This is a genomic window from Ruegeria sp. HKCCD7181 (genome assembly GCF_057221055.1).
The window spans coordinates 216,288-234,320 of record NZ_JBWVBC010000005.1; the positions used below are offsets into that span (position 1 = coordinate 216,288).

Here is an 18,033-nt window from a genome sequence, read left to right on the forward strand (position 1 = left end):
AATAAACCGGGCACTCCCACATTTCTCAGGTATTGAACAGAAAGTGCAGCACATCGCCATCCTTGACGATGTACCCCTTGCCCTCAGCCCGCATCTTGCCTGCCTCTTTCGCCCCCTGTTCACCATTAGCGGCGATGAAATCGGCATAGGCGATGGTTTCGGCCCGGATGAATCCCTTTTCGAAATCGCCATGAATCACACCTGCGGCCTGTGGCGCGGCGGTGCCGGTGCGAATGGTCCACGCACGGGCCTCTTTCGGGCCGACGGTGAAGTAGGTTTCCAGCTTGAGCAGGTCGTATCCAGCGCGGATCAGACGGTCGAGGCCGGGCTCTTCCAGCCCCATCTCTTCGAGGAACATCTGCGCCTCGTCATCTTCCAGCAGGCTAATCTCTTCTTCGATCTTAGCGCTGATGATCACATGAGCATTACCCTGAGCCGCGGCCATTTCGGCCACGCGGGCGGAATATTCGTTGCCTTCGGCGGCTTCTTCCTCGGACACGTTGCAGACGTAGAGAACCGGCTTTGTGGTCAGCAGTTGCAACATCTTCCATGCCTTGGCGTCTTCGTCCGACACCTCAACCAGACGTGCGGGCTTGCCATTTTCCAGCATAGCTTGTGCAGTTGCCAAAAGGCGTTCCTGCTGCTGCGCCTCTTTATCATTGCCCTTAAGCTTGCGCACCAGATTGGCACGGCGCTTTTCGATGCTTTCCAAATCGGCCAGCATCAGCTCGGTCTCGATGGTATCGGCGTCGGCGACGGGATCGACGCGACCGTCCACATGGGTCACATCACCGTCTTCAAAGCAACGCAGCACATGGGCGATGGCATCGGTCTCACGGATATTGGCCAGAAACTGGTTGCCCAGCCCTTCACCCTTGGATGCACCCTTCACCAGACCAGCGATATCTACAAAGGTCATGCGTGTCGGGATGATCTGTTTCGAGCTGGCAATCGCCGCCAGTTTGTCTAGCCGGTCATCAGGAACCGCGACATCACCCACATTGGGTTCGATCGTGCAGAACGGAAAATTCGCCGCCTGCGCAGCCGCGGTTTTGGTCAGCGCATTGAAGAGGGTCGATTTGCCCACATTCGGCAAACCCACGATTCCCATTTTAAAGCCCATGACGGCCTCCTGATACCATTCGAGCGCTGCTTCTATGCAGGTCCGCGTTGATACGCAAGCAAGACAGAAGGAACATCGGGGATGTCCATTTTTGCAACATCACAAAAATGTTGGAATCTCGTGAACTTGCGCGGATTGTAAACTGCACCCTAAGCTTCCCACGTAAAGGTTAAGAGCAATTAAGTAGTGAAGAAAATGAAATCTCTCATCGTTACGGCTGCACTTGTGGCGGCCTCCACATCCGCGCATGCTCAATCTCTGGTTTTTGGTGCGGGTTACGCCGACTTTTCTGACAGCCAATCCGACGATCAGGCGATCTTTTCACTGGAATACCAGCATAAGCCGTTTCATGAGGCCACCAGATTCAGCGCAACATGGGGGGCTGCCCTGTCCGTGGACACGGAAGGCGACACCCACATCGGAGCCGGCCTGATCGGGATCTACGCGTTTTCCAACCGCTGGTTTATCGAGGGCAGCGTCATGCCCGGATATTTCAGCGAGGCCGACGAACTGAACGATCTGGGCGGCAGCTTTCAGATCCGCAGCCTTTTAGGCCTAGGTTATACACTAAACAACGGCAACAAAATCTCCATGGCCGTCACTCATAAATCCAATGCCAGCACGCAGGAAGAAAATCCGGGCGTGAACTCATTGCTCTTGAGATATCACTTCGCATTCTAAACCTTTGCCGATGCTGTGGGATTGATTTTCACGCAAAGTTTCTGCACATCAGGTCCAAACCCGAGTGCAAGGACATCTGATGACCCGTATCGACGCCAAGTTCGCCGCCCTTAAGAATGAGGGCAAAAAGGCCTTTGTCGCCTATATCATGGCCGGAGATCCCGATTTCGAAACTTCGCTTGAAGTCGTAAAGGGCCTGCCAGAGGCCGGTGTCGACGTGATCGAGCTGGGTTTGCCGTTTACCGATCCCATGGCCGATGGACCGACCATTCAGGCCGCGGGACAACGGGCACTGGACTCGGGCATGACACTGCAACGCACTCTGGACCTGGCGCGCGCGTTCCGCGAAACAGACAACACAACGCCAATTGTTCTGATGGGGTATTACAATCCCATTTATAGCCGGGGCGTCGATAAATTCCTTGTCGATGCCAAGGAGGCCGGGATCGATGGTTTGATCGTGGTTGACCTTCCCCCCGAAGAAGATGACGAACTGTGCTTGCCAGCACAGGCCGCTGGATTGAACTTCATTCGGCTGGCCACGCCCACTACGGACGATAACCGCCTGCCCCGCGTGCTGCAGAACACATCAGGCTTTGTCTACTATGTCTCGATCACCGGTATCACCGGCGCTGCCGAGGCTCAGGCGACGGATGTCGGCCCCGAAGTTTCGCGGATCAAGGCCGCCACCGATTTACCCGTAATTGTCGGATTTGGCATAAACACGCCCGAAAAGTCCCGGACCATCGCCAGTGTCGCGGATGGTGCCGTGGTAGGCTCGGCCATCGTTAGTCAGATCGGCGCCGGCAAACCTGTGAGTGAGGTTCTCGATTTTGTCAAAACACTGGCGGACGGGGCCCACGCAGCCTGATCATCGCTGAAGTCCGGGGGAACTGGATCATCGCGGCTGGCCTTGGTCAGCCGCTTTTTTGTGTTCACATTAACGCGGCAACCGACCGCATCTGCGCTAAGTTGCGGTTGGTCGAAAAAATTGGTAAAGAAACTTAACCAATCCTGAGAAGGCCGCGACTCATGCCCGTCATCACCAATATTCAAGACCTCAAACGGATTTACGAACGCCGAGTGCCCCGGATGTTCTTCGACTATGCCGAAAGTGGCAGCTGGACCGAGCAGACGTTCCGGGAAAACACCTCCGATTTCGAGGATATCCGCCTGCGCCAGCGGGTTGCGGTGGATATGTCAGGGCGTACAACTGCGTCACAGATGATCGGACAGGATGTCGCTATGCCAGTGGCACTTGCACCGGTTGGATTGACCGGGATGCAGCATGCTGACGGCGAGATCAAAGCCGCCAAAGCGGCCGAAGAATTCGGTGTGCCGTTCACACTGTCGACTATGTCCATCAACTCCATCGAGGATGTCGCAGAAGCCACGACCAAGCCTTTTTGGTTCCAGCTGTATACCATGAAGGATGAGGACTACGTTAGCCGTCTGATCCAACGCGCCAAAGACGCGAAGTGTTCCGCGCTGGTGATCACGTTGGATCTGCAAATATTGGGTCAACGGCACAAGGACCTCAAGAACGGCTTGTCGGCGCCGCCAAAACTGACTGCCAAGACAATTGCAAACCTGATGACAAAATGGTCCTGGGGCATAGAAATGCTGGGGGCAAAACGACGCGAGTTCGGCAATATCGTTGGCCATGTTGATACCATTACAGACACTTCTTCACTGGGCACCTGGACCGCGGAACAGTTCGACCCCAGCCTGGACTGGAAGAAGGTCGAAAAACTGATGGAGCAATGGGGCGGCAAAGTGATCCTCAAGGGCATTCTGGATGCCGACGACGCCAAAATGGCTGCAAAACTGGGGGCCGATGCCATCGTCGTCTCAAACCACGGGGGGCGACAGCTGGATGGCGCGCTCAGTTCTATCCGCGTGTTGCCGGAAATTATGGACGCTGTCGGAAGTGACGTCGAAGTGCATCTGGACAGCGGTATCCGGTCCGGACAAGACGTTCTCAAGGCCCTGGCTCTGGGCGCCAAGGGCACCTTTATCGGTCGCGCCTACATCTATGGTCTGGGTGCTATGGGGCAGAAAGGCGTAACATCTGCACTTGAGGTCATTCAGAAGGAACTCGACACAACTATGGCGCTGTGCGGCGAAAAGAATGTTGCCGCCTTGGGGCGGCATAATCTGCTTGTGCCCGAGGATTTTGGCGGCCGCTGGCAGGATTGATACGCGTTCCATTTCAAGGGTATAAAAACCCCTTTCCAATTGCGCTGAAACAAGCTAAGGACGCGGCTTCACGCGGGTATACAGCCTTGGAGGATGCCCGCCCTAACATTGGAGATATATCATGGCTGGTGAGATTCCTGATCTCGTAGCTCTGGAACGGACGGGGACAGGCAAGGGCGCCGCTCGTAAAGCACGCCGCGAAGGCATGGTTCCGGGCGTTGTATTTGGCGGCGACAAAGACCCGCTGGCAATCCAGATCCCGTTCAACGAACTGTTCAAGCGCCTGAAAGCTGGCCGGTTCAAGTCGACCCTGTGGAACCTGAAGGTTGAAGGCCAGGAAGACGTTCGCGTCATCTGCCGCGACGTTCAGCGTGATGTGGTCAAAGACCTGCCGACCCACCTGGACCTGATGCGCCTGCGCCGGACCACCAAGATCGCGCTGTTCATCCCGGTTGAGTTTGTCAACGAGGAAGAAGCACCCGGCATCAAGAAGGGTGGCGTTCTGACCGTTGTCCGTCCGGAAGTTGAACTGGTCTGCACCGCGGGTGACATTCCTGAGAAGATCACCGTTGATCTGACCGGCATGAACATCAACGACGTTGCGACGATTTCGTCTGTTGATCTGCCGGCCGGCACCAAGCCGACTATCGATCGTGATTTCGTTATTGCGAACATCTCGGCTCCGACCGGATTGGCAACGGATGACGAAGACGAAGGCGACGAGGCCGAAGTGGCCGCTGACGAGGTTGAAGTCGTCGGCAAGGAAGAAGAAGAATAAAACCGGTTCAATTCATCCGGATTTAGAAACGGGGTTCCATTGGAGCCCCGTTTTCATTTTCGAATTTTGGAATTTGATCCCATACTGTGTTAGGCTCGCCGGCAGTGGCCCTGTTTTTTAGCCACTTTTCCACCAATCATTTCTTTGGAGCCTGCGATCATGACAAATCGATTCAAGTTCACAGCAACTTTGTTTTCAACGATCGGCGGAGTTGTTTGCGGATGCGCCGCGTTCGCGCAGGTACAGGACACGCTGCCCAGCAAAGACGATGTGGCCGATCGGTTTACTTCTGATCATTTTTCGCCCTATGCGGGGCGCAACTTTCCAACTCAGCCGCTTTGGGGCGACACGCACCTGCATACCGAAGTCTCAGTCGATGCTGGTACGATGACACGTTTGAGCCAGGAAGACGCTTACTTGTTCGCACGCGGCCATGAGGTCACAACGACCCATGGACTGCAGGCGAAACTGTCCCGACCATTGGATTGGCTGGTCATCTCAGACCATGCCGAAATGTACGGGTTGATGCCTCAACTTCTCGGCGGCGATCAGAACGTTCTGTCCTCACCGCAGGGTAAGGCTTGGTACGATGCACTGACCAGTAACGACAACGATCTGGTCTTTGCGACGGCGATGGAAATCGTCGCATCGCTGTCTGACGACGAACCCCCAATTGATAACCCCAAGGCCATTAAGGACGCTTGGCAAGAATACACTGCTCTTGCAGATAGATACAACGAGCCGGGGGTCTTTACTGCTCTAATCGGATACGAGTGGACGTCCGAAGGCGGCGACAATATCCATCGCAATGTCATCTTTCGTGACGGTTCGGATACGGCCAATCAAGTGCTGCCGTTTTCTCAATTCGACAGCAAAAATCCCGAAGACCTTTGGGCACATCTGGCCGAATACGAAGACCGGACTGGTGGCGACGTATTGGCGATTCCGCATAATGGGAACCTTTCCAACGGACGTCTTTTTTCGATCTCAAATTTCGATGGCACCCCTCTGACCGAAGAAAACGCGCGACTACGCGCCCGGTTCGAGCCAGTCATTGAGACGACGCAGATCAAAGGCGACAGCGAAGCGCACCCGTTTCTAAGCCCGGATGACGAGTTTGCCGATTTCGATACGTGGGATGCGTCGAACCTGAATGGGACCGAAGCCAAGACTGAAGACATGCTGCAATACGAGTATTCCCGCGAGGCCTACAAAACCGGTCTGATGCTTGAAGAGCAACTGGGTATCAACCCATACAAGTTCGGCCAAATCGGTTCAACCGATGGCCACACCGGCATGACAGCAGTGGAAGAGGATAACTTTTTTGGCAAACATTCTGGTGTTGAACCCGAACCGCACCGTTGGGAACACATAGTGATCGAAGCTCCTGAGCCGGAGTTTTCCATCTACGGCTGGAAACAGGCCTCTGGCGGGTATGCCGCTGCTTGGGCGATCGAAAACACACGCCAGGCGATCTTCGACGCGCTGGAACGGCGTGAGGTCTACGGCACGACTGGTTCTCGCATGATGGTGCGATTTTTCGGAGGGTGGGATTTCGCGGAAGAGGATGCTCTTTCACGACTGCCAGCCGATATCGGCTATGCCAAAGGCGTCCCGATGGGAGCAGACCTGCCCGCCCGAACCGGTGACGGCGCCCCAAACTTCCTGATTGCCGCATTGAAAGATCCATATAGCGGAAACCTAGACCGAGTGCAGGTCATCAAAGGTTGGCTGAATGCAGACGGCACGCGAGGTGAAAAAGTTTACGACGTTGCATGGGGCGGCGACCGAACACCCGGGTCGGATGGCAAGGTACCGCCTGTCGGCAACACAGTGGATGTTGAGAATGCGACCTGGACGAACACGATCGGCGCACCGGAATTGATCACCTATTGGCAGGATCCTGATTTCGATCCGTCGCTAAAGGCATTCTATTATGTCCGGGTGATCGAAATCCCGACACCTCGCTGGACCGCATATGAGGCCAGGAGATTCGGTGTTCAAATGGACGCAGAGGTGCCAATGACGACGACCGAGCGGGCCTACACCTCACCTATCTGGTACACGCCGGAGAACTGACTTCTTTCGGCGGACCAATTGTTGTAGGGCTCGACTGGATTTCCCATCCATTTCCGGGCATGACAGGGCGAGGCGAATAAAGACACGCGGAGCGCTGCTATGAAACTTTTTGTCGGATTGGGTAATCCGGGGCAGAAATACGCCCGGAACCGACATAACATTGGCTTCATGGCTGTAGATAGGATTGCCGAAGATCATGACTTTGGCCCTTGGCGATCCAAGTTTCAGGCCGAGATTACCGAAGGCCGCCTGGGTTCACAGAAGATCCTTCTGATGAAACCCCAGACCTTCATGAACCGCTCGGGCCAGTCCGTCGGCGAAGCTATGCGGTTCTACAAGCTGGATTCAACGGACGTGACGGTGTTCCACGACGAATTGGATCTCGCTCCCGGAAAAGTGCGTGCTAAGGCTGGCGGCGGACATGCGGGCCATAACGGTTTGCGTTCGATCCACGATCATATCGGTGCCGCCTATGACCGGGTGCGTTTGGGGATCGGGCATCCGGGCCGCAAAGAGATGGTCTCTCCCTACGTGCTGAGCGATTTTGCCAAAGCCGACGCTGATTGGTTGGAGGACGTCCTGCGCGGTGTCTCGGATGGCGCCAAATATCTGGCTGAAGATGAAAGTGGCAAGTTCATGAACGCCGTCGCACTGCGCACGGCACCGGCCCGGTCTTCGAAGACTCCTTTGCCCTCCGACGCGAAACCCAAACCCGCAGAGACACCGGAACTCGCAACCGACGAACGTTCGGCGATGCAAAAGTTGCTGGACAAATTCAGGTAGTTCTCAGTCGGATGCCGTAACGTTTTGATTGCGAACCAGATCGCGCCGCGCTCCAATGAAGCAGGCTAAAGGGAGGCGACGGATGAAAATCGTGTTCAAATGGCTATTGCGCATCGTGCTGGCTTTGGCTCTGGCCGCTGTGGTCGTCGGAGTCTGGAAGCGCGAAGAGATTACCCGTTTGATGGCCGTGAACTCTTTGTTCACCGCAGAAAAGATAGTTCACAACTTTTCGCATATGAATGACGCGTTCCTGACTGTCGACTTGCCTCGTGGCAATGGCCCAACTTGGGAGCTTCCTTATGGCCCCGGATTTGACCTGCCAGAGGGTACGGACGCATGGATTGACGAACGTGCCGTGACCTCTTTGCTGGTGTTGCAAGACGGGCAGATTCGGTTCGAAGAATACTACCTGGGCACCGGCCCGGACGACCGGCGGATTTCATGGTCGGTTGCCAAAAGCTACTTGTCCGCCCTGTTCGGCATTCTCATGGACGAGGGCGCGATCGAGTCACTGGACGATCCGGTGATAAACTACGCGCCGAAGCTCGCGGGCAGCGCTTACGAAGCCGCAACGATCCGTAATGTTTTGAACATGGCCAGTGGTGTCACGTTTGACGAAGACTATCTGGACTACGACTCGGACATCAACCGGATGGGCCGCGCAATTGCACTGGGCGGGGAGCTGGACGATTTCGCGGCCTCGCTGCATGACAGTTTCACCGCTCCGGGAGATGTCTGGCAATACGTGTCAATCGACACGCATGTGATCGGAATGGTGATCCGAGGCGCAACCGGGCGGAACGTGGCCGATCTGATGACTGAAAAGATCGTGCAACCGCTGGGGTTGGAACGCGACGGATATTACATCACCGATGGGGCTGGCGTCGCTTTTGTTTTGGCGGGCCTGAACTTTACCGCCCGCGATTTCGCCCGTTTCGGGCAGATGATCCTGCAAAATGGAGTACGAGACGGTAACCAGATAGTCCCGGCAGATTGGATCGCGGAAGCCACATGGCCCAGCGCCCCTACCGCACCCGGCGAAACCGGGTATGGCTACCAATGGTGGATTCCTAGCGGCGCACATGAAGGCGAATTCTTCGCGCGTGGAATTTATGGCCAATACATCTATTTTGACCAGCCACGCGGCGTGCTGATCGTCACCACCGGGGCCGACCGAAAATTCCGCGAACCTGGAGTCAGCGACCAGAATGTCGAAATGTTCCGCAAGATCGCACAAAACCTGTAAGATGCCCTTATGCAGAAACAAGATAGCATCAATGTGCTAGGCGGTGTTTTGGCCCCATGCTCGCGCAAGCCGCTAACGGGGTTCTTTCGCGACGGGGCCTGCAACACCTGCGCAGAAGACCAAGGCAGCCATACGGTCTGTGCAATCATGACCGCCGAGTTTCTCGCGTTTTCCAAATACGTTGGTAATGACCTGAGCACACCCCACCCCGAGTTCAATTTTCCCGGCCTCAGTGCCGGGGACAGCTGGTGCCTGTGTGCAGCACGATTTCTACAGGCTCATGACGAAGGTTGTGCACCCAAGGTTAATCTGGAGGCGACACATCAGCGGGCTCTGGACATTGTGCCGCTAGAAATTCTGAACATTCACCGATCAAGGCACCAAGCATAGATTGCCGGAACCCAGTACCCGCGCGCCGTGTGCAACGGTGATCCGCAGATTGAACCACAGATCAGGCCTCGGAAAATGGGCCAGCACCGCAGCGGGTATCCAACGCAGTCACGCCCAACGGCCCATTTGGGTTGCCGCCAGGAAATCCGGATAGGCGCCAAAATACCTGGGCAATCACATCTTGTCCGCCCATTTAGGCGCGACAGCATCGTTTTTCCGACCAAATCGTCCGGCGTCATCTGAATTGGCCAGGTTGCGCAAACCCGGCAACCTGACACAAGGTTCTTAACCCCGCCAGACGAAGGGATCAGTCGGCTGAGCGGCCTTCGGTGTCTGACATGTCAAAATTCAGGTACTTTGCGACGGTCTGAACATCCTTATCGCCGCGTCCACACATGTTCATGCAGATCAGGTGATCTTTGGGCAGGTCCGGGGCAATTTTCATGACATGGGCCAGTGCGTGGCAGGGTTCCAACGCGGGAATGATGCCTTCGGTCGCACAACACAGCTGGAACGCCTCCAGTGCCTCTTTGTCGGTGATCGAGACGTATTGGGCGCGGCCAACATCATTCAACCAGGAATGCTCAGGCCCGATTCCGGGATAATCCAGGCCCGCCGATATGGAATATCCTTCCAGGATCTGGCCATCGTCGTCCTGCAACAAATACGTCCGGTTGCCATGCAGCACACCCGGGCGCCCACCAGTCAGCGAAGCGCAATGCTCCATCTTTTCATTTACGCCTTTGCCCCCGGCCTCGACACCGATGATGTTGACGGATTTATCGTCAAGGAACGGATAGAACAGGCCCATAGCGTTCGATCCACCGCCGATGGCGGCAATAATCGTATCCGGCAGGCGGCCTTCTGCCTTTTGCATCTGCTCTTTGGCTTCCTTACCGATGATCGACTGGAAGTCGCGAACCATCGCCGGATATGGGTGCGGGCCTGCCACAGTGCCGATGCAGTAAAACGTGTCGCGCACATTGGTCACCCAATCGCGCAGAGCATCGTTCATCGCATCCTTCAGCGTGCCGCGGCCCGAGGTCACCGGAATCACTTCTGCCCCTAGCAGGCGCATACGAAACACGTTCGGTGCCTGACGCTGAACATCATGCGCACCCATATAGACGATACATTTTAGGCCAAACTTGGCGCAGACAGTGGCCGTGGCCACGCCATGCTGCCCTGCCCCGGTTTCCGCGATGATCCGGGTTTTACCCATGCGCCGCGCCAGAATGATCTGACCCAGCACGTTGTTAATTTTGTGCGCGCCCGTGTGGTTCAGTTCATCGCGCTTTAGATAGATTTTTGCACCGCCCAAATGCTCGGTCAGGCGTTCCGCATAATACAGCGGCGAGGGCCGGCCCACATAGTTTGTCCACAGATCATCCATTTCGGCCCAAAAGGTTGGGTCGTCCTTGGCCCTGTCATATTCCTCTTCCAACGACAGGATCAGCGGCATCAGCGTTTCGCTGACAAATCGCCCGCCAAAAATGCCAAAGCGGCCCTGTTCATCGGGGCCGGACATGAAGGAATTGAAAAGATCGTTGGCCATGGATGTCTCCCTCGTCGTACCCGTTGTTCATAGGAGGTGATGACGGGATTTGCCATCGCAAAACGTACTATTCCGCCGCCTGGGATTGCTGCTTCCAAACGTCCAGTGCCTGAGCACGGGTCGGAACGGCGATGCAGGTGAATTGGCAGAAATGATTTGTTTCTGCCAACCGGGACGCCACTTGCATCACGCGGCGATGGGGGCCGGATTGGGCAAAGGTCAACATCGCCTCGACATCGTGCCATACGGTGAGCGAGAAATAGAGTCCCTGATGCGGGAAAACTTCAGTGTGAAAACACAACGGATCGCCCTGAGCCTGACGCAATGCCTGCCCCGCACGCCAGAAAAACTCCGGCGCGTGATACCAGCGTTTTAGGGTAATTCCACCAATCGCAGCCAGCATATTCGCGCCCTCCACAAAGAGAGATACGCGGTTAGTGCCCGATCAGATCACCGGGCAGCGTCGATAAATGCTTTGATTAGGCTCGGGTCCTTGACGCCCGGCGCACTTTCGACCCCGGATGCGACATCGATTTGGTTTGCGCCGGTCATCCGAATGGCCTCGGCCACGTTGCCCGGATTTAGCCCGCCCGACAGCATCCACGGCGTGCGCCAGTACTTACGGCCCGCCAGCAATCGCCAGTCGAAAGGCAACCCGTTTCCACCCGGCAATTCCGAGTTTTTCGGGGGCTTGGCATCGATCAGCAGCAGATCAGCGGTCTCGGAATATACGTCGATCGCGGCTAAATCCTGGGCTTCGGCCACCCCGATCGCCTTGATGACTGGCAGCCCATAGCGCTGCTTCAACTCGGCAACCCGTTCGGGGCTTTCCGCTCCGTGAAGTTGCAGCATGTCCAAGGGGACACCAGCAACAATTTCATCAAATTGCGCGTCCGAAAAATTCACGGCCAGCGCCACTTTGGCCACACCAGCGGGCACCTCACCGGCCAGAGCTGCCGCTTGCGCAATCGACGCGTAGCGCGGTGACTTGGGAAAAAAGTTGAACCCAATATAGCGCGCGCCAGCGTCAACGGCCGCGCGCACATCTTCTGGTGCGGTCAGACCGCAAATTTTGACATTTACATCGGTAGACATCGGATGACCTCAGCTGGCCTCATCCAACAGCGCCAGAACGTCGTCCTGACCTTCGTTCTGCTTTCGCTTGAGCTTTTTGACCTCACGCTCAAGCTTGCGCACTTCGCTTTTCTTGACGGTGGCGTCCCTGCGATGCTTGTGCTCACGCAGCCATTCCCACAAGAAACCAATCACCAGACCAGCCACAACGCCACCCAGAACCACAACAAACAAAGGCAAAGTGGTAGACAAGTTGAAGCTCAGCAATTCGGACAGAGCATCCGGCATCAGCCTCAGCTCAACCATCTGTCGGTTGGCCAGCGAGATCGACACCAGAATGATCCCAAGAATCGCCAGAAAACCATATCGAAGATAACGCATCATGGGGTCAGGCTTTACCGTTCAAACGGTCCCTTAGCAACTTGCCAGTTTTGAAGAACGGCACACATTTTTCATCGACCTGTACAGTCTCTCCTGTACGAGGGTTGCGACCAACGCGCGCATCGCGCTTTTTGACGGAAAACGCCCCGAACCCGCGCAGCTCGACACGGTCACCGCGCGACATGGCATCGGTCACTTCCTCGAATACGGTATTCACGATCCGTTCGACATCTCGCTGGTATAGATGTGGATTTTCGTCGGCGATTTTCTGAATCAATTCTGAACGGATCATGCGTGTTACCCTCCCAGGTGACCGGTTAACCAAGCCTATTGTTCTGGACAGTATAGGAAAAAACCCGGAACGGGGGAACGTATACTCTGCGTGCAAAGGCTTCATTTTGCAGGAAACTCACGCGATTTTTCGCTTGTCGGGCGGAAATTCACACCTATTGCGCGAGCAATAGCAAAATTAACCCAGGAAATTAGAACACATTGATTCGCAACAAAAACGGCCCCGCGCTTTCGCGCGAGGCCGCAAATCATGTTCGGGATACCCCTGGGATCAGTCGCCGGACTTCAGCGCTGCACCCAGGATATCGCCCAACGATGCGCCCGAGTCGGAAGAACCGTACTGTTCCACGGCCTCTTTCTCTTCGGCGATCTCGCGGGCTTTGATCGACAGACCCAAACGGCGGGTTTTACTGTCGACGTTGGTGACGCGCACGTCGACCTTGTCACCGACCGAGAAACGCTCGGGGCGCTGTTCGGCACGGTCACGCGACAGGTCAGAGCGGCGGATGAAGGACTTCATGCCTTCGTATTCCACCTCGATGCCGCCATCCTCGATTGCAGTGACTCCAACGGTGATGACCGAGCCACGCTTCACGCCGCCCACGGCTTCGGCGAACTTGTCACCGCCCAGGGCTTTGATCGACAGCGAGATACGCTCTTTCTCGACATCCACTTCCGAGACGACAGCCTGTACCACGTCGTTCTTGTGGTAGTTCTGGATGGCATCCTCGCCACGCTCGTCCCAGGACAGGTCGGACAGGTGAACCATGCCGTCGATGTCGCCTTCGAGGCCAATGAACAGACCGAATTCGGTGATGTTCTTGACTTCGCCTTCGACCTCGGTGCCCTCGGGGTGTGTTTCTGCAAACACTTCCCACGGGTTGCGCTGAGTCTGTTTCAGGCCCAGCGACACGCGGCGCTTGGCGCCGTCGATTTCCAAAACCATGACGTCGACTTCCTGGCTGGTCGAAACGATCTTGCCGGGGTGGACGTTTTTCTTGGTCCAGGACATCTCGGATACGTGCACCAGACCTTCGACACCGGCTTCCAGCTCGACGAATGCGCCGTAGTCGGTGATGTTGGTGACGCGACCCTGATGGACCGAGCCCAGCGGGTACTTGGCAGCAACCAGATCCCACGGATCGTCCTGCAGCTGCTTCATGCCCAGGCTGATGCGGTGGGTCTCTTTGTTGATCTTGATGACCTGAACCTTGATGGTTTCGCCGATCGTCAGGATCTCGGACGGGTGGTTCACACGACGCCAAGCCATGTCGGTGACGTGCAGCAGGCCGTCAACGCCGCCCAAGTCAACAAATGCACCGTATTCGGTGATGTTCTTGACGACACCCTCGACGGTTTGACCTTCGGACAGGTTGCCGATGACTTCGGCACGCTGTTCGGCACGTGATTCTTCCAGGATGGCGCGACGCGAAACAACGATGTTGCCACGGCGGCGGTCCATTTTCAGAATCTGGAACGGCTGCTTCAGACCCATCAGCGGGCCAGCGTCGCGCACGGGGCGCACGTCAACCTGCGAACCGGGCAGGAATGCAACTGCGCCACCAAGATCGACGGTGAAGCCACCTTTGACGCGACCAAAGATTGCACCTTCGACGCGCTGGTCGTCGGCATATGCTTTTTCCAGACGATCCCATGCCTCTTCACGGCGGGCCATCTCGCGCGAGATGACGGCTTCGCCACGGGCGTTTTCTGCAGCGCGCAGGTAGACTTCTACCTCGTCACCAACAGCGATTTCAGGGGCTTCGCCGGGATTTGCGAATTCTTTCAGATCAACGCGGCCTTCCATTTTGTAGCCAACGTCGATGATGGCCTGGCCCGCTTCGATCGCGAGAACCTTGCCTTTGACAACAGAACCCTCTTCGGGCGTGTCCATTTCGAAGCTTTCGTTCAGGAGGGCTTCGAATTCCTCCATGGTTGTATCAGCCATCTGGCAGTGTTTTCCTTTACATACGTTTTTACTGGCCGAGCGGTTGTCTCCGCCGGTCTTAATGGATTGGTCAGACGATCTGACTTAGTGCACAAAACAAAGAGGGCCGGTTGGTTCCGACCCTGCTCGTCTCATTGTTTTATGGCTCAAATCGCCTTGTCGACGGGCGCTCTATAGCGGCTTAGGCATGACGCTGCAAGTCCAAGGCGAAAACCCGCGCTGCAGAATTCTGCCGAACTCAGATCTCTTCGCCCTTTTTTAAAAGCTCTTCAATCAATTTGCGCTGCAGATCGTTGCTGTCCCCACCACCGAATTGGGCCGCACCGCCAGAATACAGCGTCCCGTAGGTCTTGGCGATGTTCACGGTCTGAGCAAGCCCAGAGATCAGCTGGTCCTTTTCCAGTGGTGAGAGCGGATGGATAAAAGCTGCCCAAAGCGTTCCATTGGCTATTGCATATCTGGCGTCTAATGCAGTGTCGAAATTGGCTTGCATCATTCTCTTCAAATCGTCCTGAGACAGCTCGGATGCACTGCGGATTGGAACCATGGCACGCATCCGGTCAGCATTCGTGTCTGTGATCACCAGAACCGGAACATCCGAGACCGTCAGTTGAAACCCTGGTCCGCGCGGCTGCGCCTCGGGGTCCAGCGCGAAAACAATCTTGCCCAAACGCTCATAGGTCATTGGCGGTTCATTGTCATGCGCCTGAGGCTGATTTCCCTGAGCGGCCAAACTCCCCGCCGTGAAAATCAGAAAAATGGCTAGTCGGATCATGAGGTCACTCCTGCAAACACTCTTTCACCATAGGGCTGCGCGTCTGGGCTGACTAAACAAAGCTGTGTGAACACATTGGATCAAAGGTACGTACTTTCGAACTATCTGCAATGTTTGCTGACCTAACTGCGATTAAACGTCCGGGAAACTCTGTCTAGCTTTGTCACATCGGTTGACACCATGTCGGCCCGTTTCCAAACTAGGAAGGAAAAACACTATGAAGTCCCTTGTTTTCACCGCCCTTGCGGCAACTCTGGCTCTGACCGCTCCGGCCTTTGCAGTCGACGAGATTAACGTATCCAAAGGCATCTCCGCCGCCGGCGCCCCGCTGGCGGTGCACGGTGTGGATCTGGTTGCTCTGGTCACCAGCGGTAACCCGGTCGAAGGGTTTGCCAACCATTCGGCTACCTATGACGGCGCATCCTACTACTTCACCAGCGCCGAAAACCTCGAGACGTTCGAGACCAACCCGTCAGCGTATCTGCCTCAGCATGGCGGGTTCTGCTCCTTCGGTGTGTCCGTCGGCAAGAAGTTCGATGGTGACCCGGATCAGTATCTGGTCGCTGATGGAAAGCTGTATCTGTTCCTGAATGCGGCGACCCGCGCCAGCTTTCTGGAAGATGTGACCGGAACAGCCAAAACCGCCGACGATCAGTGGGCCAATATCAAAAGCATCGCGGTTGGCGAGCTGTAATTTTACCGGCATTGAAAGTCTGCGGCGGCCCTACGCCGCAGACATTTTTTGAGAGATCACAGCAATAGCCTGCGCCAATGCCTCTTCAATACTCAGGTCAGACGTGTCCAGAACAACCGCATCTTCGGCAGGCTTCATTGGCGCCGTGCTGCGTTCTGCATCACGTATATCGCGCTCGCACACATCGGCGAGAACCTGTTCCCGGGAAAGGTCCGAGCCCTTGGCGCTGAGCTCCAAAAAACGCCGTTCCGCCCGAACTTCGGCGCTGGCTGTGACGAACAACTTCACATCCGCCTGCGGGCAAATCACAGTTCCGATGTCGCGACCGTCCAGAACCGCTCCACCGGAACGCCGAGCAAAGGCCCTTTGGAAATCAACCAGCGCGGCACGCACCTTGGGAATGACTGCGACTTTAGATGCCGCTTGCGCTATCTCAGCCGTGCGGAGGTCACCCTGCTCCAGTTCTTCTGCCGTAAGGGCCTGTGCCGCCGCCACAGCATCCAGACCGCCCAGCATTCGCCGTCCAACCGCGCGATACAGCAGACCGGTATCGAGATGTGCAAAACCGAATTTCCCGGCGACCGCCTTGGAAATCGTCCCCTTGCCTGCCGCAGCAGGCCCATCAATGGCAACCGTGAAACTGCGGGCTTCCATTAGATCTGCCGGTTCTTGCGAGCCAACTTAGCCCCCAACCGCTCCATCAATGGCTCGAAAATCGGGAAGGATGTCGCAATAGGTCCTGCGTCATCCACGGTCACAGCATTCTTTGCGCCCATACCCAAGATCATGAAAGACATTGCAATGCGGTGATCCAGAAAGCTCTCGCAGATTCCGCCACCCGGGACATTGCCGATGCCTAGCCCCTCGACCGACCACCATTCTTCACCCTCGTTTACCGTCACGCCATTGCTGCGCAGGCCGCGGGCCATGGCATCGATCCGGTCGCTTTCCTTAACGCGCAGTTCTTTGACGCCGCCCATCATGGTTGTCCCGATTGCATTTGCCGCCACCGCTGACAGGACGGGGTATTCGTCGATCATCGAAGCCGCACGTTCCGACGGCACGGTGATCCCTTTCATGTTCGGCGAATATCGTGCGCGCAGGTCAGCGACGGGTTCGCCTCCCTCTTCGCGTTCGTTTTCATAGGTCAGGTCTGCCCCCATTTCGCGCAGCGTTGTAAACAGGCCCGCTCGCGTTGGGTTTAGCCCGATACCTGGCACCAACACATCCGATCCCGGTGTGATCAGCGCCGCGCAGACCGGAAACGCTGCGCTCGACGGGTCGCGTGGCACCGCAATCACTTGCGGCTTAAACTCGGGTCGACCGGTCAGCGTGATCACACGCCCTTCATCGGTGTCCTCGACCGTGATGTCTGCTCCAAACCCGGCCAGCATCCGTTCAGTGTGATCGCGTGTGGCCTCTTTCTCGATCACCACGGTTTTGCCTGGAGCGTTCAGTCCGGCCAGCAGCACGGCTGATTTCACTTGCGCCGAGGGTACCGGTACTTCGTAGCGCACCGGAACCGGGTTAGCGGCACCTACTATGGTCATCGGCAAGCGCCCTCCCGAGCGTCCGATGGATTGCGTTCCAAAAAGGGCCAGCGGATCGGTGACCCGCGCCATGGGGCGTTTGCTCAGGCTCGCATCACCGGTGAAGGTCGCCGTGATCGGAGAGGTCGCCATCGCCCCCATGATCAACCGCACGCCGGTACCCGAGTTGCCGCAGTCTATCACCTGATCCGGCTCGGCGATCCCACCGACGCCGACACCATGCACTGTCCAATCGCCGTTGCCGTGATCCGTGACCTCGGCCCCAAAGGCGCGCATCGCCTTGGCTGTGTCCAGAACGTCCTCGCCCTCAAGCAGGCCGGAAATACTGGTTTCGCCCACGGTCAGCGCGCCCAGGATCAGTGAACGGTGCGAGATCGACTTGTCGCCGGGCACCTCAGCCGTACCGTTCAGCGGGCCGCAGGGATGCGAGGTCATCGGGATGGGCGTGCCGTGTCCGGACATGGGGGCTCCTTTTGCGCTATCAGT

General features: G+C 56.5%; 19 protein-coding genes. 9 read left to right on the top strand and 10 right to left on the bottom strand.

Going from position 1 to position 18,033, the window contains the following annotated elements; genetic code table 11:
• Positions 1–25 precede the first annotated feature (25 nt).
• A complete protein-coding gene (ychF, locus tag AC2TCY_RS12225; protein ID WP_480847730.1) occupies positions 26–1,123 on the bottom strand; it encodes a redox-regulated ATPase YchF in 1,098 nt (365 codons plus the stop codon).
• Between the two features lie 195 nt (positions 1,124–1,318).
• On the opposite strand from ychF, the gene AC2TCY_RS12230 reads away from it, so the two are divergent.
• The 8 genes from AC2TCY_RS12230 to AC2TCY_RS12265 all read left to right on the top strand — a co-directional run bounded on the left by AC2TCY_RS12230 (position 1,319) and on the right by AC2TCY_RS12265 (position 9,279).
• On the top strand, positions 1,319–1,804 hold the full coding sequence (locus tag AC2TCY_RS12230; RefSeq protein WP_480847731.1) for an acyloxyacyl hydrolase: 486 nt from the start codon (positions 1,319–1,321) through the stop codon (positions 1,802–1,804).
• 79 nt (positions 1,805–1,883) lie between these two features.
• Positions 1,884–2,675 (top strand): tryptophan synthase subunit alpha, encoded by a 792-nt coding sequence (trpA, locus tag AC2TCY_RS12235; RefSeq protein WP_480847732.1) that lies wholly within the window; start codon positions 1,884–1,886, stop codon positions 2,673–2,675.
• A gap of 161 nt (positions 2,676–2,836) precedes the next feature.
• Positions 2,837–4,003 (top strand): alpha-hydroxy acid oxidase, encoded by a 1,167-nt coding sequence (locus AC2TCY_RS12240; protein ID WP_480847733.1) that lies wholly within the window; start codon positions 2,837–2,839, stop codon positions 4,001–4,003.
• Between the two features lie 121 nt (positions 4,004–4,124).
• Positions 4,125–4,781 carry a 50S ribosomal protein L25/general stress protein Ctc gene (locus tag AC2TCY_RS12245; RefSeq protein WP_480847734.1) on the top strand — a complete coding sequence of 219 codons (657 nt, stop codon included), beginning with the start codon at positions 4,125–4,127 and terminating at the stop codon, positions 4,779–4,781.
• Positions 4,782–4,940: 159 nt separating this feature from the next.
• Positions 4,941–6,860 carry a DUF3604 domain-containing protein gene (locus AC2TCY_RS12250; RefSeq protein WP_480847735.1) on the top strand — a complete coding sequence of 640 codons (1,920 nt, stop codon included), beginning with the start codon at positions 4,941–4,943 and terminating at the stop codon, positions 6,858–6,860.
• Positions 6,861–6,959: 99 nt separating this feature from the next.
• Positions 6,960–7,643, top strand: coding sequence for an aminoacyl-tRNA hydrolase (gene pth, locus AC2TCY_RS12255; protein ID WP_480847736.1), 684 nt, complete (start codon positions 6,960–6,962; stop codon positions 7,641–7,643).
• Positions 7,644–7,725: 82 nt separating this feature from the next.
• Positions 7,726–8,889, top strand: a complete 1,164-nt coding sequence (locus AC2TCY_RS12260; protein ID WP_480847737.1) for a serine hydrolase domain-containing protein — start codon at positions 7,726–7,728, stop codon at positions 8,887–8,889.
• Positions 8,890–8,898: 9 nt separating this feature from the next.
• Complete coding sequence (locus AC2TCY_RS12265) at positions 8,899–9,279, top strand: DUF2237 family protein (RefSeq protein ID WP_480847738.1); 381 nt, start codon at positions 8,899–8,901, stop codon at positions 9,277–9,279.
• Between the two features lie 307 nt (positions 9,280–9,586).
• On the opposite strand, the gene trpB is transcribed toward AC2TCY_RS12265, so the two are convergent.
• From trpB to AC2TCY_RS12300, 7 genes are all read right to left on the bottom strand, one after another.
• The gene (gene trpB / locus AC2TCY_RS12270) at positions 9,587–10,834 is read right to left on the bottom strand and encodes a tryptophan synthase subunit beta (RefSeq protein ID WP_480847739.1); all 1,248 of its coding nucleotides are present in this window, start codon (positions 10,832–10,834) and stop codon (positions 9,587–9,589) included.
• Between the two features lie 67 nt (positions 10,835–10,901).
• The gene (locus AC2TCY_RS12275; protein WP_480847740.1) at positions 10,902–11,237 is read right to left on the bottom strand and encodes a hypothetical protein; all 336 of its coding nucleotides are present in this window, start codon (positions 11,235–11,237) and stop codon (positions 10,902–10,904) included.
• Positions 11,238–11,284: 47 nt separating this feature from the next.
• Positions 11,285–11,929: a phosphoribosylanthranilate isomerase gene (locus AC2TCY_RS12280; protein ID WP_480847741.1), complete on the bottom strand. Its 645-nt coding sequence runs from the start codon at positions 11,927–11,929 to the stop codon at positions 11,285–11,287.
• 9 nt (positions 11,930–11,938) lie between these two features.
• Positions 11,939–12,289, bottom strand: a complete 351-nt coding sequence (locus AC2TCY_RS12285) for a lipopolysaccharide assembly protein LapA domain-containing protein (protein WP_480847742.1) — start codon at positions 12,287–12,289, stop codon at positions 11,939–11,941.
• A 7-nt stretch (positions 12,290–12,296) separates the two neighbouring features.
• Positions 12,297–12,581, bottom strand: coding sequence for an integration host factor subunit beta (ihfB, locus tag AC2TCY_RS12290; RefSeq protein ID WP_480847743.1), 285 nt, complete (start codon positions 12,579–12,581; stop codon positions 12,297–12,299).
• A gap of 270 nt (positions 12,582–12,851) precedes the next feature.
• The gene (gene rpsA / locus AC2TCY_RS12295) at positions 12,852–14,528 is read right to left on the bottom strand and encodes a 30S ribosomal protein S1 (protein WP_480847744.1); all 1,677 of its coding nucleotides are present in this window, start codon (positions 14,526–14,528) and stop codon (positions 12,852–12,854) included.
• Positions 14,529–14,766: 238 nt separating this feature from the next.
• Positions 14,767–15,303, bottom strand: a complete 537-nt coding sequence (locus AC2TCY_RS12300) for a hypothetical protein (protein WP_480847745.1) — start codon at positions 15,301–15,303, stop codon at positions 14,767–14,769.
• A gap of 217 nt (positions 15,304–15,520) precedes the next feature.
• Between AC2TCY_RS12300 and AC2TCY_RS12305 the strand changes: the two genes are divergently transcribed.
• On the top strand, positions 15,521–15,997 hold the full coding sequence (locus AC2TCY_RS12305; RefSeq protein WP_480847746.1) for a YHS domain-containing (seleno)protein: 477 nt from the start codon (positions 15,521–15,523) through the stop codon (positions 15,995–15,997).
• A gap of 30 nt (positions 15,998–16,027) precedes the next feature.
• Here the strand turns inward: AC2TCY_RS12305 and AC2TCY_RS12310 are convergent, their stop codons facing one another.
• Both AC2TCY_RS12310 and aroA read right to left on the bottom strand, forming a co-directional pair.
• Positions 16,028–16,651 carry a (d)CMP kinase gene (locus AC2TCY_RS12310; RefSeq protein WP_480847747.1) on the bottom strand — a complete coding sequence of 208 codons (624 nt, stop codon included), beginning with the start codon at positions 16,649–16,651 and terminating at the stop codon, positions 16,028–16,030.
• Entirely contained in the window at positions 16,651–18,009 is a 1,359-nt protein-coding gene (gene aroA, locus AC2TCY_RS12315) for a 3-phosphoshikimate 1-carboxyvinyltransferase (protein ID WP_480847748.1), read from the bottom strand. The genes AC2TCY_RS12310 and aroA overlap by 1 nt, the downstream gene beginning before the upstream one ends.
• Positions 18,010–18,033 lie beyond the last annotated feature (24 nt).

What these genes read in the sequence shown, in the direction of transcription:
- ychF (WP_480847730.1), bottom strand. Translation starts at nt 1,123, where the DNA reads ATGGGCTTTAAAATGGGAATCGTGGGTTTGCCGAATGTGGGCAAATCG.
- AC2TCY_RS12230 (WP_480847731.1), top strand. Translation starts at nt 1,319, where the DNA reads ATGAAATCTCTCATCGTTACGGCTGCACTTGTGGCGGCCTCCACATCC.
- trpA (WP_480847732.1), top strand. Translation starts at nt 1,884, where the DNA reads ATGACCCGTATCGACGCCAAGTTCGCCGCCCTTAAGAATGAGGGCAAA.
- AC2TCY_RS12240 (WP_480847733.1), top strand. Translation starts at nt 2,837, where the DNA reads ATGCCCGTCATCACCAATATTCAAGACCTCAAACGGATTTACGAACGC.
- AC2TCY_RS12245 (WP_480847734.1), top strand. Translation starts at nt 4,125, where the DNA reads ATGGCTGGTGAGATTCCTGATCTCGTAGCTCTGGAACGGACGGGGACA.
- AC2TCY_RS12250 (WP_480847735.1), top strand. Translation starts at nt 4,941, where the DNA reads ATGACAAATCGATTCAAGTTCACAGCAACTTTGTTTTCAACGATCGGC.
- pth (WP_480847736.1), top strand. Translation starts at nt 6,960, where the DNA reads ATGAAACTTTTTGTCGGATTGGGTAATCCGGGGCAGAAATACGCCCGG.
- AC2TCY_RS12260 (WP_480847737.1), top strand. Translation starts at nt 7,726, where the DNA reads ATGAAAATCGTGTTCAAATGGCTATTGCGCATCGTGCTGGCTTTGGCT.
- AC2TCY_RS12265 (WP_480847738.1), top strand. Translation starts at nt 8,899, where the DNA reads ATGCAGAAACAAGATAGCATCAATGTGCTAGGCGGTGTTTTGGCCCCA.
- trpB (WP_480847739.1), bottom strand. Translation starts at nt 10,834, where the DNA reads ATGGCCAACGATCTTTTCAATTCCTTCATGTCCGGCCCCGATGAACAG.
- AC2TCY_RS12275 (WP_480847740.1), bottom strand. Translation starts at nt 11,237, where the DNA reads ATGCTGGCTGCGATTGGTGGAATTACCCTAAAACGCTGGTATCACGCG.
- AC2TCY_RS12280 (WP_480847741.1), bottom strand. Translation starts at nt 11,929, where the DNA reads ATGTCTACCGATGTAAATGTCAAAATTTGCGGTCTGACCGCACCAGAA.
- AC2TCY_RS12285 (WP_480847742.1), bottom strand. Translation starts at nt 12,289, where the DNA reads ATGCGTTATCTTCGATATGGTTTTCTGGCGATTCTTGGGATCATTCTG.
- ihfB (WP_480847743.1), bottom strand. Translation starts at nt 12,581, where the DNA reads ATGATCCGTTCAGAATTGATTCAGAAAATCGCCGACGAAAATCCACAT.
- rpsA (WP_480847744.1), bottom strand. Translation starts at nt 14,528, where the DNA reads ATGGCTGATACAACCATGGAGGAATTCGAAGCCCTCCTGAACGAAAGC.
- AC2TCY_RS12300 (WP_480847745.1), bottom strand. Translation starts at nt 15,303, where the DNA reads ATGATCCGACTAGCCATTTTTCTGATTTTCACGGCGGGGAGTTTGGCC.
- AC2TCY_RS12305 (WP_480847746.1), top strand. Translation starts at nt 15,521, where the DNA reads ATGAAGTCCCTTGTTTTCACCGCCCTTGCGGCAACTCTGGCTCTGACC.
- AC2TCY_RS12310 (WP_480847747.1), bottom strand. Translation starts at nt 16,651, where the DNA reads ATGGAAGCCCGCAGTTTCACGGTTGCCATTGATGGGCCTGCTGCGGCA.
- aroA (WP_480847748.1), bottom strand. Translation starts at nt 18,009, where the DNA reads ATGTCCGGACACGGCACGCCCATCCCGATGACCTCGCATCCCTGCGGC.